Origin of the sequence: Mycobacterium triplex (assembly GCF_000689255.1) — a bacterium.
Taxonomy (GTDB): Bacteria; Actinomycetota; Actinomycetes; order Mycobacteriales; family Mycobacteriaceae; genus Mycobacterium; species Mycobacterium triplex.
Map to the genome: position 1 here is coordinate 4543307 of NZ_HG964446.1, position 16889 is coordinate 4560195.

Here is a 16889-nt window from a genome sequence, read left to right on the forward strand (position 1 = left end):
CCCGGCCCCGGAGAGGAGTGTGGAGCCCATGGCCACCGCCGAATACACCGCAGTCAGCGACGACGATTTCCGCGAGATCCTCGCTCAGACAAGGCAATTCGTGCGCACCGCCGTCGTCCCTCGCGAGCAGGAGATCCTCGACACCGATCGCGTCCCCGACGACCTGCGCGACGAGGCCAAAAAGATGGGGCTGTTCGGCTACGCGATCCCCCAGGAGTGGGGCGGCCTTGGCCTGAATCTGATGCAAGACGTCGAGCTGGCGATGGAGCTGGGCTACACGTCACTGGCGCTGCGTTCGATGTTCGGCACCAACAACGGCATCGCCGGGCAGGTCCTGGTCGGGTTCGGCACCGACGAACAGAAGTCCCGCTGGCTGGAGTCGATCGCGTCCGGCGACGTCGTCGCCTCCTTCGCGCTGACCGAACCCGGCGCCGGATCCAACCCGGCCGGTCTGCGAACCAAAGCGGTTCGCGACAACGACGATTGGGTGATCTCGGGCCAGAAGCGCTTCATCACCAACGCGCCCGTCGCCGACCTGTTCGTGGTGTTCGCGCGCACCCGCCCCGCCGACGATGACGGCCCGGGGATCGCCGTCTTCCTGGTTCCCGCGGACACGGCGGGCGTCGAGGTGGGCGTCAAGGACGCGAAGATGGGCCAGGAAGGCGCGTGGACGGCCGACGTCAGCTTCACCGACGTGCGCGTCGGATCGGATGCGCTCATCGGCGGCAACGAAGACGTCGGCTATCGGGCCGCGATGACCTCGCTGGCACGGGGACGGGTGCACATCGCCGCGCTGGCAGTGGGCATCGCGGCGCGCGCGCTCGACGAGTCCGTCGGGTATGCCGCCACCGCGACTCAGGGCGGCACGCCGATCGGGGACTTCCAATTGGTCCAGGCGATGCTGGCCGACCAGCAGACCGGGGTGATGGCTGGCCGCGCGCTGGTGCGCGAGGCCGCGCGGCTGTGGGTCGCGAACGAGGATCGCAGAATTGCGCCGTCGGCCGCGAAAGTCTTCTGCACCGAAATGGCCGGCAACGTCGCGGATCTCGCGGTCCAGATTCACGGCGGCAGCGGTTACATGCGCGGCGTTGCCGTCGAACGCATCTACCGCGACGTGCGGCTGCTGCGGTTGTACGAGGGCACCAGCGAGATTCAGCGTCTGATCATCGGTTCGAACCTGGTCAAAGCGGCGGGGCGAGCCACCACAACGAAGGAGCGCTAATGGCGGGCAAGCTCGAGGGACGAGTCGCTTTCATCACGGGAGCGGCGCGCGGCCAGGGCCGCGCCCACGCCGTGCGCATGGCCGCCGAAGGCGCCGACATCATCGCCGTCGACATCGCCGGCAAGCTGCCGAACTGCGTTCCCTACGATCCGGCGACGGAGGAAGATCTCGCCGAAACCGTCCGCCTGGTCGAGGAGACGAACCGACGCATCGCCGCCTCGGTTGTCGATACCCGCGACCTGGCGGCGCTGCGCAAGGCCGTCGACGACGGTGTCGCCGCATTCGGACGTCTGGACGTCATCGTGGCCAACGCCGGGGTCGCGGCTCCCCAGCCGTGGAACGAGATCACGCCCGCGGACTTCGCCGACGTGCTGGACATCAACGTGACCGGCACCTGGAACACCGTGATGGCCGGCGCGGACAAGATCATCGAAGGCGGCCGCGGCGGCTCGATCATTCTGATCAGCTCGGCGGCCGGGGCCAAACAGCAGCCGTTCATGGTGCACTACACCGCCAGCAAGCACGCCGTAACCGGGCTGGCCCGCGCTTTCGCCGCCGAACTGGGCAAGCACTCGATCCGGGTCAACAGCGTTCACCCCGGCCCGGTGAACACCCAGATGGGCTCCGGCGACATGGTCGAGGCGGTGGCCAGGGCGATGGAAACCAATCCTGCGCTGGCGCACGTCCTGACGCCGTTTCTGCCCGACTGGGTTGCCGAGCCGGAAGAGATCGCCGACGCCGTGTGCTGGCTGGCCAGCGACGAGTCGCGCAAAGTCACCGCGGCCCAGATCCGGGTGGATCAGGGTTCCAGCCAGTACTGACCCGCGCGCACCATCGATGGCGAAGACACGGCCGCGGCTCGGTCCCGAGCCACAAGTCGCGCCAACATCTTTCACGCCGACAACGGCGGATGCATCCGCATATTGCCGATTGAATTCGCAGGTCGTTGTGTCGATGTGATGTGATACACATCACATCGTTATGCAACGTCGTGGGCGACACACCCACCCGGTGGAGCAAAAGACTAAGAGCGTTACTTATTCTCTCAACATGGGACGGCCCCATTTGTCGATTGATGCTGTTAAGCCAGTAGCGGCTGACTTAAACGACTACATTCTCGACGACGGCTCGATCGTCTTGCCCGACGGTTTGACGCTCACCTCGTTCTTCGATCAGAACCGTGCGGCATTTGGCGACCGCCCGTCATACCGGTTCATCGACTACGCGAAGGAGCAGGACGGCCGCGTCCTCGAACTGAGCTGGAATGAGCTCTGGACCCGGGTCCGTTCGATCGGCGCCCGCCTCCAACAAGTCGCGAAGCCAAAGGATCGCGTCGCGATCTTGGCGCCCCAGGGCCTCGAGTACGTGGCATCGTTTTTCGCCGCCGTCCACGCGGGCAACATCGCGGTCCCGCTGTTCGCCCCGACCCTGGCCGGCCATACCGAGCGGTTGACCGCGGTATTGGCCGACGCGCGACCCGCCGTGGTGCTGACGACCACCGCGGCGGCCGAGTCCGTGCGGGAGTCGCTGCGGGCGCACCCGGTGGCGGGACGGCCGCGTTTGATCGCGGTCGACGCGATCCCGTCGTCGCTGGCCTCGATGTTCGTCGAGCCGACCATCGGCACCGACGACATCGCGTATCTGCAGTACACGTCGGGGTCGACGCGCAGCCCGGCCGGCGTGGAGGTCACGCATCGCGCCGTCTGCACGAATGTGCTGCAGATGATCCTGGCCGGCGACCTGCACCGCAACACCCACAGCGTGAGCTGGCTGCCGCTGTATCACGACATGGGACTGATCATGATCATGTTCCCGGCGTTGTGCGGTGGCGAATATCTGACGCTGCTGGATCCCATGGCCTTCGTGCGCCGGCCGTTCCGGTGGATCAAGGAACTGAGCACCGAAGCCGCCAACGGCCCGACGTTCGCCGCCGCACCCAACTTCGCCTTCGAGTTGGCCGCCGAGCGCGGGCTGCCGCCCGAGGGCGTCGACATCGACCTGCACAACGTGGTCGGCCTGCTCAACGGCTCCGAGCCGGTGACAATTGCCGCCATCGAGAAGTTCACCAACGCGTTCGCGCCCTACGGCCTGCCCGCTACGGCGGTCAAACCGTCCTACGGCATGGCGGAGGCGACGCTCGGAGTTGCCAGCACGCCCCCGCATTCGGGATACAACGCGGTCTATCTCGACCGCGCGGAACTCGCCGCGGGCCACGCGGTGCGCGTCGAGCCGGACGCCGAGGGTGCGGTCGCCTACGTGTCCTGCGGCCACCCGTTCCGTGACCTGTGGGCGGTGATCGCCAGCCCGGACGGCGGCGAGGTGCCCGATAATACGGTCGGGGAAATCTGGCTACACGGAAACAACATCGCCCGCGGCTACTTCGGACGCGAGGAAGAATCACACCGCACGTTCGGCAACAAGCTGCAATCGCGGCTCGAGCGGGGCAGCCACGCCGAAGGCGCGCCGGACAATTGCTACTGGCTGGCCACCGGCGATCTGGGTGTCTACATCGACGGCGAGATCTACCTGACGGGCCGGATCAAAGATCTCATCATCATCGACGGTCGTAACCACTACCCGCATGACATCGAGACCACGGTCAGTCATTCGTCAACGGCCATCCGCACCGGCTATGTGGCCGCGTTCTCGGTGCCGGCCGACGAATCCGACGGCGGTTCGGCCGAGCAGCTTGTCATCGTCGCCGAACGCGCCGCGGGCGTCGGTCGCGCCGATCCCGACGCGATCGCCGCGGCCGTACGCGCAGCGGTGGCACGCGAGCATCAGGTGCGGGTGGCCGACCTGCGGCTCGTCGCCGCCGGCACGATTCCCCGCACCACCAGCGGCAAACTGGCCCGCAACGCGTGCCGGGCCGAGTATCTCGACGGCCGGTTCAACCGGTAACGTCGGCTCAGCCGAGCAGTTCCAGCGTCCCCAGATCACGGACGGCCTGGCAGCCGCGGCTGAGCATGGCAAGGACCATGTCGTCACCGCGTTCGGTGGAGGTCGCGAAGGCGAACCCCAGGGCGGAGATCAGCAGCGCCTGCGGCATCCCGAGTCGGTAATCGCGCCAACATGTTTCGCGGTCGTAGCCGGTCACGCCATGCCCCAGCAGCGCGCGATGATAGTCGTCGACGAGGTCTTTCTCGATTGCCGACCGCAGCTCCGAATTCAGGCTCGTCGCAGTGAAATACGCGAGATCCCGAGCCGGAAGGCCGACGCCGAGCGTCTGCCAGTCGACCACGCTCACCCAGGTGTGCGCCGGGTCGAACAGCAGGTTGTCCAGTCGGTAGTCACCGTGCAGCAGCGCGAAACGATCCCGCTCGACCGACAGCCATGGCGCCACCTTACCCATTGTCGCAGTGAAGGTTTCGCGGTCTTCGGCGCTCATTCGGTCACCCAGCTTTTCCAGGGTGATATCCGCACTCATCTTCGCGACGTCGCCGAGGCCCTGCGCCCCGGCCTCGTCCGGGCGGGGAAACGCGAGCCCGGGCAGATCCAGCCAGAACGGGTCACACCAACTGGGCCCGTGCAGACCGGCCAGCGCCAGCACCGACAGTCGCGCCTGCTGCTCCCCGCAGCCCGCGATCTGGTCACCTTGCACCGCCGGCGCCTGGTCGGCCAGCAGCAACGCGTATTCCATGGCGTCGTCGGTGATTTGGCAGTAGAAGCAGCTCGGAGTCGGCACCCGCACGCGGTCGGCCACCGTCGTGTAGAACGCGCATTCGCTGCGGTAGCCGATCACGACGCGGTCGCGCACGGTGTCGTCCTGGGCGGGCAGCTTGATCACGAAAGTTGCCGGCAGATCTCCGCGATCAGCGGCGTATTGCGCCGTCACGCGGTAGGTCGCCCCGGTCTGGCCCGTGCCGATGGGCACCACGTCGACGTGCGACACCTCGACGGGTGTGCGGCGTTCGCTCAGTGCGGCCGATAACCATGCGGGTGTCACATCGCCGGGGTACCGCGGAATCGACACCACAGCACTCATAAGCAACCACGCCTCCAGGACTCAACCGGCTGACTGACTGCTCAACTGTAAGGCATACGGCAAGAGCCGCCCGCCATGGCCTATTCGGCGACTTACTCAGCGACTATGTGCCAGTCGGCGGCCTCGTGCTGCTGGCGCCAGAATTCGCTGAATCGGCCACCCGCGGCCAGTAATTCGTCGATCGAACCGTCCTCGGCCACCCGCCCGTTATCGACGAACAGGACGCGATCGGCGTGGCGGATGCTCGCCAACCGATGGGCCACGATCACGCGGGTACGCGCCCGCGGATCGGCGGTGAGCGCGTCGACCACCGCAACCTCGTTCTCGTTGTCCAGGGCGCTGGTCGCCTCGTCGACCAGCAGCACGGGCGCGGCCTTCAGCAGCGCCCGCGCGATGCTGACCCGCTGCCGCTCGCCGCCGGACAGCGCCGAGCCGGCCTCGCCGACGACGGTGTCCGCGCCGTCGGGCAACCGGGCGATCAGCTCGTCGACCCGCGCCAGCGCGACGGCCCGGCCGAACTGGTCGTCACCGGCCGTGGGGTTACCGGCGTAGACGTTGTCGCGGATCGTCCCACCGAACAGGTACGGGTGCTGGAAGACGACGCTGCTGACCGCGCGGCGCGCCTCGGCGTTCAGGGTGGCGGCGTCGGTGCCGTCGATGACGACGCGGCCGCTGGTCGGTTGGTGTAGCCCGGCGATCAGCGCCAGTATCGTGCTCTTTCCTGAGCCCGACGGCCCGACGATCGCGGTCGTGGTCCCCGGCTCCAGCGCGAAGCTGACCCCGTCCAGCACCGGCGTGCTGGCGCCGTCGTAACCGAAGGCGACGTCGTCGAATTGGATGCGCGGGGCGGCGGTGGTGTCGGGCAGGGCGGCGGTCCCGGCCGTCACGGCCGGTGCGGTGAGCACGCCGCGGATGCGGTCGAGGGTGGCGCGGGTGCTCTCCAGCGCGGGCGCCAACTCGCTGACGGTGGTGAACGGTTCCAGGTAGCGAGCGATCACCACGATCAGGGCGACCGCCTCGGCCACGGTCAGCGTGCCGTCCATGGTCAGCGCCGTGGTGGCCCCGGCCAGCGCGATCAGGGCGAGCTGGCTGGCGACGCTGAACAGCAGCTGGCCCGGGATCTGCATGCCGAGCAGCCGCATCGTCGCGCTGTGCTGCTCGGCCAGCGCGGAGCCCACCAGGCTGCGGGCCGGCTCGACCCGCCGCGCGGCGCGCAGCGCCTGCTGGGTCCGGGCGAACTCGATGATCCGTTCGGTCAGTGCGGTATTGGCGTCGCCGGCCGCCGCGTCGGCGCGACGCGTCAAGACGACCGTGGCCCACAGCGCCCCGAGCAACAACGGCACACCGGCCAGCGCCGCGACGCCGAGCTGCCACGAGATTCCCAACAGCGCCAGGCCGATGACCGCGGGCAGCAGCACCGACGTCGTCAGCGGCGTCAGCAGGTTGACCACCAGGCCGACGAGCTCGGGGCCGGTTGCCGCAATCGCCTGACGCGCCGTCGCGGTGTTGTCGGCGGTGAACCAGTCCAGCCGTACGCCGGGTAGCCGGTCCGCCACGTCGTGTTGCGAATGGTCGAGCACCGCGAAGCCCAAGTCGAAACTGGTACGCGCGGTGATGGTATCGACGATCCATCCGGTCACCGTCGCGACGGTCAGCCAGCCCAGCCAGGCCAACGCGTGTTGCGGCGCGTCGCTGAACAGCGCCCCCACCAGCGGGACGAGCAGGACGGCGCCGACCGCGCGCACGACGACCGAAACCAGCGCCAGCACCGCGTAAACGGTCAGCTTGGCGCGCCGGTGCGCCGGAACGAGGCTGATCCAGGTGCGAATCATCGCCCGCCCTCCTGCGCCCCGCTCACGACAACAGGATTGCCCTGGCCGGTATCCCACAGCCGGCGATAGCGCCCGTCGGCGGCGAGCAACTCCTCGTGGGTGCCGCGCTCGGCGATCCGTCCGTGATCGAGCACGACGATCTGATCGGCCCGGGTGATGGTGTGCAGCCGGTGGGCGATCACCAACACGGTACGATCATGAGTCAGCCGGTTAAGTGCTTGCTGCACAAGGTATTCCGATTCCGGATCGGCGAATGCGGTGGCCTCGTCGAGGATCAAGACCGGCGTGTCGGCCAGGATCGCACGGGCGATGGTGAGGCGCTGCCGCTCACCACCGGAGAGCGCGGCGTTGGCGCCCAGCATGGTGTCGTAACCATTCGGCAGCCGCAGCACCCGGTCGTGGATCTGTGCCGCCCGGGCCGCGGCCTGAATCTGGTCGGGGGTGGCATCCGGGACGGCCAACGCGATGTTCTGCGCGACGGTGCCGTGCACGAGTTGGGTTTCCTGCAGCACGAAACCGACCCGGGTGTAGAGCTCGTCGGCGGTCAACGACCGGATGTCTTGTCCCCCAACACGTATCGCACCGTGCTCGACGTCGTGAAACCGGGCCAGTAACGCCGCCAGCGTCGACTTCCCGGATCCGGACGGGCCGACCAGCGCGGTCACCGTGCCCGGGCGCAATTCCAGTGATACGTCTTCGATCACCGGAACCCCGGGGCGATAGCTGAAGCCGACGCGGTCGAACACGACGGTGGCCGCGGCGTCGGTGGCCGGTGCCTCCGGTTGTTCGGCCACCTCGAGGTCTTGCTCGTCGAGTGCGACTTGCAGACGCCGGGCGGCGAGCATTCCGGTGCGGATGCCGCCGAGGCCGTAGGCGATGCCGAGCAGCCGGACACCGAAGGTGGTGCCCAGCAACAAAAACGGCAGCAGGTTGACCGGGTCCATCCGATGCGTGACGACCAGCAACGTGCCGATCACCGAGATCAGCCACAGGAAGGTCGACGGCCGGGTGGCCAGATCCATCGCGGTTTTCTTACCGGCCAGCGGGCGCTGCCAGGCCACCAGGAAGGCGACGTACTCGTCCAGCCGGCGCCGGAAGCTCGACGCCGCCGCGCCCCCGAAGACGCGGATCACCGGCTGGCCCTCCAGGTAGGCGCCGGCCTCCGTCGTCATTCGTTCGGCCCAGCGCTGCGATTGCGCGATCTTGGGGCCGGATTGGATCGACAGGGCCGACGCCATCACGAGATAGACCAGCACCGGCCCGAACAGCACCAGTGCCACCCGCCAGTCGACGGTGAACAGATAGACCAGCACCGCCACCGGCGCGACGATCGCGTTGACCGCGTCCGGGATCGCATGGGTGACCAGGTAGTGCAGCGACAGGGTGTCGTCGGTCACCAGTTGCTTGATCGAACCCGACCCACGGGCGGTAAACCAGCCCAGCGGCAGCCGCGACATCTTGCTCAACAACCGCGAGCGCAGCTCGCTCGCGAAGCGGGCGTCGACCACGTGCAGCCACAGGGTGAGGGCGGCACCGAGCAGGGTGCCCAGGCCCAGCAGCGCAATCGCGGCGATTCCGACGTCCCACAATCGCGACGCGTCCGCGCCCGACACCAGCAGCCGGGCCAACTCGACCAGCAGCACGAACGGCGCGAGCTGCACGAGCGTGATCACGGCTTGCAGCACGCCGGAGACGATCAGCGCCGATCGCAGCGGCGCGAGCAACCGGCCGGCGGCCTGAGCGCGCCAGTTGCCGGCGTTGACCGGGGCCGGCTCATCGGCGGCGGCCGGCGGTGTCTCGGGCTGAGCCGCAATGCTTTCCGGCTCGGCGACGGTCTGCGCCTCGCCGCCGCGGGTGGTGCCCATCTCGCGCCCGGCGCTCCAGTAGGCCTGCGCGTGCACCTCGGACTTGGGGAAGCCGAACCCATCCTTGAGCCGCTTGCGCACGTGCTTCAGCGCGGTGGCCTCGGGCGTCGCCCAGGCATACCAGTTCGACCAGTCGCGGGTCTCGATCGCGTCGGCCAGCGATTTCTCGTCGACGCGGCGGACCCAGTGCAGCCGCAGCCGCGGATGCTGCGTGATCGGGATGGCCGGGTCGTTGTCGTCGTGCTGCTCGAGGTACATCTCGATCGGCACGTCGTCGGGAATCGTGCCGATGATGCCGTTCATCCCGGGGATCGACGCCGAGTCGCCGATCAGCAGATAACCGGCCGGCTGCTCCTCGGGCGGGTCGAACCGCGACGAGCCCATCAGCGACATCACCGCGATCGTGGTGCCGGGCGTGACGGTGCGCGCCCACGTCGACGCCGGGCCGGCGGGTTCGTGCAGCACCACGTCGACCGCGAAGCGGCCGGTGGCAGCGTCGGCCTCCGAGATGGTGTAGCCGCGCTGGAACTCGGTGTCCGACCCGGCCGGGTCCGGGAACCAGAACCGCAGCCACGCCGCGGGCTCGGCCTCCACGTCTTCGAACAGGGTCGCCGACTGCATCCGGATCCGCACGAAATGTGGTGCGATCTGCACGGTTTCGAGCACGGTTGCGATGTGATCGCGAGCGCCGAAGCCACGCAAGATCGCCCCCTGGAACCCACGTGCCATCAGCGGTCCTCTCCCGCGGCGGGGAGTTTCCGCCACGACCCATCTACCCTAACTAAGGGTTGCCTTACCATAGCTGAACTCAAGAGGAGGGTCGAGGCGCGGTGGCCGGTGCACGGTATTCACGGCTGAGACCCGGCATGTGCAGGGGTGCGGGCGGAGGGACTCGAACCCTCAAACTCTCTCGAGCACCGGCACCTAAAGCCGGCATGTTTGCCAATTTCATCACGCCCGCGGCCTGCCGATCGTACCGCCGACCGCTCCGCCGAGTCCGTCGGTGGCCGGCATGCGTAGGCATGAATTTGGCATGCCTAACCTAACCCCGAAACGGGCCTCGGGTAAGGTCAGCAAACGATGAACGGAGCCGCAAGCACCCAGACCGACGAAACCCAGGTACTCAAGCGCGAGCGCAAGGACCTGTCCGAAGCGGTACAGCGCGTCGGCCGGCCTCCGGTCCCCGCGCTGGAGCAGCCATACGCGATCCGTGCCGCGGTGAGCGGTGACGCAGAGATGGTGTCGGAGTGGATGAATCGCCCTCACCTCGCCGAGACCTGGGAGTACGCCTGGCCCCCGGCGCGCTGGCGCCAGCACCTCGACGCGCAGCTCGAGGGGACCTACTCGCTGCCACTAATCGCAACCTTGCGCGGCGAGGAGTGCGCCTACCTCGAGATCTACTGGGCAGCAAAGGACATGATCTCGCGCCATTACGACGCTCATCCCTACGACATCGGGCTACATGCGGCCATCGCGGATCTGAGGCTGGTCAACCGCGGCTTCGGCCCGCGTCTGCTACCGCGGATCGTGGCCAGCGTGTTCGACCAGGAACCACGCTGCGAGAAGATCATGTTCGACCCCGATCACCGCAATACCACCGTGCGCCGGCTGTGCGACTACGTCGGATGCCGTTCGCTCGGTGAGCACGACGCGCCGAACCGGCGCATGCTGCTCTACGCGTTGGACCGTCCGACCCAGTCCTCGTAACCGGCGTGGTCGGGTTTCAGGCCGGCCGCGACCAATTCCCAGAGGACCTCGTCGGTGCCGCCGCCGACCCGGGCCAGTTTCATGTCCCGCCACACCCGGCCAAGCGGCGTCTCGTCGACGAGATAGCCCGACCCACCGAAGATGTGCATGCACTCGCCGATGACTTCTTCGCCGAGGCGGGCCGCGGTGACCTTGATCCCCGCGGCTGCCCGCAGATCCAGCCGCCCCGCAGCGGCGATGCCGTGCAGCGCGAAGCGTAGCTGGTCGACGCGCGCCTGCAGGTCGGCCATCCGTAGCCGCAACGCCTGATGCTCGAACAGCGTGCGGCCGAATTGGCGCCGATTCATCATGCGGGCCAAGGTAATTCCGATCACCCGCTGGCACGACGCCGCGATCTGGCCGGCGATCGACATGCGCTCGTGCGCCAATCCCCAACTGATGGCCGCCAGCCCGGTGCCGGCCCGTGCGACCATCGCGTCGGCCGGGACCCAGGTATCGATATGGACCGCCGCGGTGTCCAGCGGCCCGGCACCCACCTTGTTGTAGGGCTGCTGCACGTTGACGTGCGTCGTCGGCACCGCCACCACGACGACGTTGCCGTGCCGGCTGGACGAGTCGTGGTCGACGCTGCGCGCCACCACCATGATGTGGTCGGCGATGGGAGAAAGCGAGACGAACTTCTTGATGCCGCGGACGGCGAACCCGCCGTCGTGCGAACGAACTTCGGTTTCGACGATCTGCAGATCCGATCCACCGGATTCTTCCGAGGCGCCGATGCACAGCACCGCCTCGCCGCGAATCGCCTTCTCGCAGATGTCCTTCAGGTAGTCCGACTTGCCGAAGCGGCGCAGCAGGGCGATGGCCGAGTCGTGCAGGCTGACGCCGACGCCGATACCGGCCGAGGCCAAGTGGCCCAGCGCCAGGGCAAGCTCGATGAGCTTGCCGACATCGGGCTGGGTCTGGTCGGTCCACTTGGCGGCGAAGACGCCGCTGGCGCCAAGGTGCTCGATCAGCTTGCGCGGAAACCGTTGCTGCGCCTCGGCTTCGGATGTCCACTCGGTGACTCGGTCGTCGAACGCGTCGGCAAGTAGCGCGCGATAGTCGGCGTCGAAAACGATCTGGCCTGTCGCGGTCATATCAGTCCACCAGCTCCAGTGTTCGCCGCACTTCCAGGCGCCGCAGTTTGCCCGAGGAGGTACGCGGCAGGGACCCCGGCGACATGAAAATCACGTCGGCCGGCACGATTCCGCACACCGACGCGATGCGTTGAATCACTTCGGTGCGGGCCTGGCCCTGGTCATCGCCTTTGAACTCGGCCGCGACGACCAGGCCGGGACGCGCGGATCGCTCGCCGGTGCCCAGGGCGACCACGCAGCCTTCCCGCACCCCGTTGACTTGGGCCGCGATCAGCTCGATCTCCGTCGGGAAGATGTTGCGCCCGGCGATCGAGATGATTTCCTTGGCTCGGCCACACACGACCAGGCCGCTTTCCCCGAAGAAACCCAAATCGCCTGTGGGGAACCATTCTTCGCGATCGATGGCGGGGTGTCCTAAGTAGCCGTCCATCATCGACGTACCGCGAATCTCGATCTCACCGATCTCGCGGTCGGCCGTGCCCACATAGCGATCACTGGCCACGACCCGGATCTGGGTGCCGGGAAGCGCCTTGCCCAGGACGGCGTATTTACGTGATCCGCTGTCGTCGGAGACGGTGTCGAAGTGCAGTCCGGTGCCCGGCGTGGGCAGGGCCACCGCGCAGGTGGATTCGGCCAGGCCGTACGACGGTGCGGGCGCACCGGCGTCAAAGCCGAACGGCGCCATGGCTTCGGTGAACCGGGCAAAGCCGTCGCAGTCCACCGGCTCGCCGCCGTTGATGGCAAACCGCAGTGCACCGAGGTCGACGTCGGATACCAGCGCCGCGTACTTGCCCAGGATGTTGTAGGCGAGGTTGGGCGCGGCGGTGATGGTGGCGCGGCTTTCCGACAGCCACTTCAGCCAATTGAACGGCGATGCGGAGAACGCCGTCGGGGATGTCAGCCACAGCGGCAGACCGAGCAGGGCCGGGGCGAGCACGCACGTCAGCCCCATGTCGTGAAAGATCGGCAGCCAGGAGCACACCACATCGTGGGCGGGGTCGAGGCCAAGCCGCTGCTCGAGTCCGCGCATGTTGCCGAGCACGGCTCGCGGGGAAAGCATCGCGGTCTTGGGCGATCCGGTCGACCCCGCGGTTCCCTGCAGGACGGCGATGCCGGTGGATTCGGCGTGCGGCAGACCCGACGTCGACCGATTGGTGCGCGCCGCGGTCGCGAGGTCTTCGGTGACGATGCCCGCGCGCCCAACCGCTTGCAGACTTTCCAGGTGGGAGCCGTGGCTTAGTACAGCGCCTACCCCGATGCCGGCAAACCGGGTCAGCGTCGACTCCGCCCAATGCTGCAAGTCCGCGCCTCTTACCGGCCCCGGCAGGATCGAGATGGCGGCGCCGGTTAGCCAGGCGCCCTGGATCGCGGCGACGAATTCGATCGTCGGCTCGCCGACCAGACCCACCGCGGCGGGCCGGTCACGGTCGAGAAGCCAGGCCGCAACTCCCTTGGCTAACCCGTGCACGTCCGGCCACGGGCGCCGCTGCCATGCCGAGGTCTCCTTGTCGAAGACGGCCAGCTCGGTCGTCGCGGTCTGCATCGACCGCGTCATTGCTGCCGCAAGCTCGCTCATCACGCTGTTTTCGCAGCGATCGCCGCGTCCAGATCGCCGACCGTATCGCAGGTCAGCAGTTCTTCTTCGGACAACGCGACACCGAGCCGCTCCTCGATGGCGACCATGCCCACAGCAAAGGCCACCGAGTCGAGTCCGACGTCGTCGATCAATCTGGCTTCGGGCGTGACCCGGGTCATGTCGACGTTGAGGTCGTCACGCAGAATACTTTGCAGCGCAGCGGTCACCGTGGAGGATGAGGAGGCCATGGCGACGGACCTTACTACGTCGGGGTAAGGCTAGGCTAGCCTTCCCACGCGCTGTGAGAGTTTCACCACATTAGGCACCGGCGAACCCCAGTGCTGGTCGCACGGCTCGTGGTGCGCGCGCGGTACCGTCGAGGGGTGTCCAGCGAGGCCCGTCGGAGGCGCCATCACCGGCCCGCATTGATCGTCCTGGCGATCGCCGCGGCCTGCGGCTGCCTGGCCCTGGGCTGGTGGCAATGGACGCGCTTTCAGTCGCCGTCGGGCACCTTCCAGAACCTCGGCTACGCGTTGCAGTGGCCGCTGTTCGCATGGTTCTGCGGCTACGCGTACCGCAACTTCGTCCGCTACGAACAGGCCCCGCCGGAGCCGCACAACCACGGCGCGGTGACCGAGATCCCGGCCGGGCTGCTTCCCGAGCGGCCCGCGCCCGCCCAGCCACCACCCGACGATCCCGCCCTGCGGGAGTACAACGCTTACCTGGCCCAGCTCGCAGCCCAAGATGCCGAAAAGCAGAACAGGACGACCGCATGACCACACCCGAGACACCCTCCGAAACGAGCGCGGCCGTCTCCGCCGACCGCATCCGGCCCGCCCTGCTCGGCTACCGGATAATGGCGTGGACGACGGGTCTGTGGCTGATCGCACTGTGCTACGAGATCGTCTCGCACCTCGTGTTGCACCACGAGATCCGGTGGATCGAAGTGGTGCACGGCTGGGTCTATTTCGCTTACGTGCTAACGGCTTTCAACCTGGCGATCAAGGTTCGGTGGCCGATCGGCAAGACGATCGGCGTGCTGCTGGCCGGAACGATCCCGTTGCTGGGCATCATCGTCGAGCACTTCCAGACCAAGGACATCAAAGCCCGCTTCGGGCTATAGATTTTTTGCCCGCCGAACGTGGGGCCTATGCACGATTTCCAGGCGGTTCCCGTACGTAGGGCCCACGCTCGGCGGCCAGGGTCAGCCGCGGCGCCACAAACCGCTCAGCCCAGCTCCCGCAGCGCGGGCAGCAGCAGCGCCAGCGCGCGGCCACGGTGTGAGGCCGCGTCCTTCTCCGCGGGACTCAACTGCGCCGCGGTGCGGGCCCCGAATTCCGGGCCGTCGGGAACGAACACCGGGTCATAGCCGAACCCGCCGGCGCCGCGCGGCTCCCGGGCGATCGTTCCTTGCCACTCGCCGCGGACGACGACTTCGCCGCTGCCGGACACCAGCGCGCAGGCCGACACGAACGCCGCGGCGCGCCGTTCGTCGGGCACATCGCGGAGCTGGGCCAGCAACAGCGCGGTGTTGCCGGCGTCGTCGCCGTGGGTGCCCGCCCAGCGCGCCGACAACACGCCGGGCATGCCGTTCAGGGCCGCCACCTCCAAACCGGAGTCGTCGGCCACGGTGGCTAACCCGGTGGCGGCGAACGCATCTCGCGCCTTGGCCAACGCGTTGTCCTCGAAGCTCGCGCCGGTTTCGGGCGCCTCGTGGAACGGCGCAACGTCGTTGAGCGATAGCAGCGTGAGTGCCGACAGGCCGGCGCCGTCCAGCACCCGGCGCAGTTCGGCCAGCTTCTTGGCGTTGCGGCTGGCGACCAGCAGCCGTGACGATCGCAAGGGCGGCGAAGCCGGGCGCAGCGGGTCGTCACCATCAGGCACGGTCAGCTGCCGAATGCCTTCGGCGCGGCCGGGCCGTCCGGCAGCACGCCCGGGTACGGCAACTCCAGCGCCTCGCGCTGGGCGGCGAAGAGCGTGTCGCACGCGCCGAGCGCCATGTCGAGCAGCTTGTCCAGCGTCGAGCGCGGGAACGTCGCGCCCTCGCCGGTGCCCTGGATCTCCACCAAGGTTCCGGTGTCGGTGGCGACGACGTTCATGTCGACCTCGGCGCGCGAGTCCTCCTCGTAGGGCAGGTCGACGCGGACCCTGCCGTCGACGACCCCGACGCTCACCGCCGCGATCGCGCACGACAGCGGCCGCGGATCCGACAGCTTGCCCGCCGCCGACAGATAGGTCACCGCGTCGGCCAGCGCCACATAGGCGCCCGTGATCGCCGCGGTGCGGGTGCCGCCGTCGGCCTGCAGCACATCGCAATCCACGGCGATTGTGTTCTCCCCCAACGCCGCCAGGTCGATGCAGGCGCGCAGCGAGCGTCCGATGAGCCGGCTGATCTCCTGGGTGCGCCCGGACAACCGGCCCTTCACCGATTCCCGGTCGGACCGCGTGTGGGTGGCCGACGGCAGCATGGCGTATTCCGCGGTCAGCCAGCCCAGGCCGGACCCCTTGCGCCAGCGCGGTACTCCCTCGGTGACACTCGCGGTGCACAAGACCTTGGTTCCCCCGAACCCGATCAGCACCGAACCCGCGGGGTTTTCGGTGAAGCCCCGGGTGATGACCACCGGGCGAAGCTCGTCGTCGTTGCGACCGTCTTCTCGTTTCGACACGACGCAACCCTAGCCCGCCGGTGCGTCAGACAGCGGGTCGGCTGAATCAGACTCGCTGCGAGTGCCGAACGTCGAACGTCTCGTTGCACACGACGGCGTGCACCGGACCGTCGAACTCGGCCTTGGCCTCGCTGATGACGTCCTCGCGCGAGGTCCACGGCGGGATGTGCGTCAGCAGCAGCTCGCGAACGCCGGCCTGCGCCGCGACCCGGCCCGCTTCGGTGCCCGACAGGTGCAGGGCGGGCGGACGATCGGGCTCGTGTGTCCAGGACGCCTCGCACAGGAACACATCGGCGCCGCGCGCCAGCTCGACGAGCGCATCGCAGACTCCGGTGTCGCCGCTGTAGACGAACGACGCTCCGCTGGGGTCGGTGATCCGCAAGCCGTAGGACTCGGTCGGGTGTGCGACAACACGTGGTGTCACGGTGAGTGCACCGACTTCGACGGCCTCGCCGTCGACCCAGTGATGCACGTCGAATATGTCCGAGCAGTCGTCGATTTCGCCGCCGTAGGGCGACGACGCGGCGCCCAGTCGCGACCAGGTGTCGCTGGGGCCGTACAGCATCGCCTTGCCGAGCGGGCGCGACGAGGGGTGGTAGCGCCGCCACACGAAAAGGCCCGGCATGTCCAGACAGTGGTCGGCATGCAGGTGAGACAAGAGCACGTGGACGGACGCCGGGTCGGCGAAGCGCTGCAGGGCGCCTAGCACGCCCCCACCGAAGTCCAACACCAGCGGCGGAGTGTCCGGAGCCCGAAGCAAATATCCCGACGCCGGCGAGTCCGGACCGACCACGCTGCCCGAGCAGCCGAGCACGGTTATTCGCACAGGCACTACTGTGCCATGCCCGGAAGCACCATGAGAAAAACATCGCGTGATTGATGTGATGAGAATCTCGCCGC

The 16889-nt window shown here is 68.1% G+C and carries 14 protein-coding genes, 1 tRNA gene and 1 pseudogene; 6 read left to right on the forward strand and 10 right to left on the reverse strand.

The genetic code is table 11. The annotated features are described in order from the left end of the window. The first annotated feature begins 28 nt into the window (after positions 1–28). The 3 genes from BN973_RS20960 (at position 29) to BN973_RS20970 (ending at position 4123) form a co-directional block, all read left to right on the forward strand. Positions 29–1222 carry an acyl-CoA dehydrogenase family protein gene (locus BN973_RS20960; RefSeq protein ID WP_036470635.1) on the forward strand — a complete coding sequence of 398 codons (1194 nt, stop codon included), beginning with the start codon at positions 29–31 and terminating at the stop codon, positions 1220–1222. Then, positions 1222–2043, forward strand: coding sequence for a mycofactocin-coupled SDR family oxidoreductase (locus BN973_RS20965; protein WP_036470636.1), 822 nt, complete (start codon positions 1222–1224; stop codon positions 2041–2043). Before BN973_RS20960 ends, BN973_RS20965 begins: the two co-directional genes overlap by 1 nt. 229 nt (positions 2044–2272) lie before the next feature. Further along, a complete protein-coding gene (locus tag BN973_RS20970; RefSeq protein ID WP_036470637.1) occupies positions 2273–4123 on the forward strand; it encodes a fatty acyl-AMP ligase in 1851 nt (616 codons plus the stop codon). Positions 4124–4130: 7 nt separating this feature from the next. Here BN973_RS20970 and BN973_RS20975 read toward each other — a convergent pair whose 3' ends face one another. The 4 genes from BN973_RS20975 to BN973_RS20990 all read right to left on the reverse strand — a co-directional run bounded on the left by BN973_RS20975 (position 4131) and on the right by BN973_RS20990 (position 9865). Next, positions 4131–5207, reverse strand: a complete 1077-nt coding sequence (locus BN973_RS20975; protein ID WP_036470639.1) for a phosphotransferase family protein — start codon at positions 5205–5207, stop codon at positions 4131–4133. 92 nt (positions 5208–5299) lie between these two features. Then, positions 5300–7039, reverse strand: a complete 1740-nt coding sequence (locus BN973_RS20980) for an ABC transporter ATP-binding protein (protein WP_036470641.1) — start codon at positions 7037–7039, stop codon at positions 5300–5302. Beyond that, entirely contained in the window at positions 7036–9633 is a 2598-nt protein-coding gene (locus tag BN973_RS20985; RefSeq protein WP_036470642.1) for an ABC transporter ATP-binding protein/permease, read from the reverse strand. Before BN973_RS20985 ends, BN973_RS20980 begins: the two co-directional genes overlap by 4 nt. A 148-nt stretch (positions 9634–9781) precedes the next feature. After that, positions 9782–9865: transfer RNA gene (locus BN973_RS20990), tRNA-Leu, on the reverse strand. A gap of 119 nt (positions 9866–9984) precedes the next feature. Between BN973_RS20990 and BN973_RS20995 the strand changes: the two genes are divergently transcribed. Next, complete coding sequence (locus BN973_RS20995; RefSeq protein ID WP_036470644.1) at positions 9985–10611, forward strand: GNAT family N-acetyltransferase; 627 nt, start codon at positions 9985–9987, stop codon at positions 10609–10611. Here BN973_RS20995 and mbtN read toward each other — a convergent pair. From mbtN to BN973_RS21010, 3 genes and pseudogenes are all read right to left on the reverse strand, one after another. Beyond that, positions 10578–11747: a mycobactin biosynthesis acyl-ACP dehydrogenase MbtN gene (gene mbtN / locus BN973_RS21000; RefSeq protein ID WP_036470646.1), complete on the reverse strand. Its 1170-nt coding sequence runs from the start codon at positions 11745–11747 to the stop codon at positions 10578–10580. The genes BN973_RS20995 and mbtN overlap by 34 nt on opposite strands. 1 nt (position 11748) lies before the next feature. Next, positions 11749–13323 carry a long-chain-fatty acid--ACP ligase MbtM gene (gene mbtM / locus BN973_RS21005; RefSeq protein WP_036470647.1) on the reverse strand — a complete coding sequence of 525 codons (1575 nt, stop codon included), beginning with the start codon at positions 13321–13323 and terminating at the stop codon, positions 11749–11751. Then, positions 13323–13580 (reverse strand): annotated as a pseudogene (locus BN973_RS21010) (acyl carrier protein); the annotation flags it as partial. The gene mbtM and the pseudogene BN973_RS21010, both read right to left, overlap by 1 nt. A gap of 126 nt (positions 13581–13706) precedes the next feature. Here BN973_RS21010 and BN973_RS21015 point away from each other — a divergent pair. Both BN973_RS21015 and BN973_RS21020 read left to right on the forward strand, forming a co-directional pair. Next, positions 13707–14099, forward strand: a complete 393-nt coding sequence (locus BN973_RS21015) for a hypothetical protein (protein ID WP_036472808.1) — start codon at positions 13707–13709, stop codon at positions 14097–14099. Then, positions 14096–14446, forward strand: a complete 351-nt coding sequence (locus BN973_RS21020) for a DUF3817 domain-containing protein (protein WP_036470651.1) — start codon at positions 14096–14098, stop codon at positions 14444–14446. Before BN973_RS21015 ends, BN973_RS21020 begins: the two co-directional genes overlap by 4 nt. A gap of 104 nt (positions 14447–14550) precedes the next feature. Here BN973_RS21020 and BN973_RS21025 read toward each other — a convergent pair whose 3' ends face one another. Genes BN973_RS21025 through BN973_RS21035 form a run of 3 tightly spaced genes read right to left on the reverse strand, consistent with a single transcriptional unit; the run spans position 14551 to position 16821 of the window. Next, positions 14551–15165, reverse strand: a complete 615-nt coding sequence (locus tag BN973_RS21025) for a non-canonical purine NTP pyrophosphatase (protein WP_036472809.1) — start codon at positions 15163–15165, stop codon at positions 14551–14553. Positions 15166–15209: 44 nt separating this feature from the next. Continuing rightward, entirely contained in the window at positions 15210–15989 is a 780-nt protein-coding gene (rph, locus tag BN973_RS21030; protein ID WP_036470653.1) for a ribonuclease PH, read from the reverse strand. 46 nt (positions 15990–16035) lie between these two features. Further along, positions 16036–16821, reverse strand: coding sequence for a cyclic nucleotide-degrading phosphodiesterase (locus tag BN973_RS21035; protein ID WP_036470655.1), 786 nt, complete (start codon positions 16819–16821; stop codon positions 16036–16038). Positions 16822–16889: the final 68 nt, after the last annotated feature.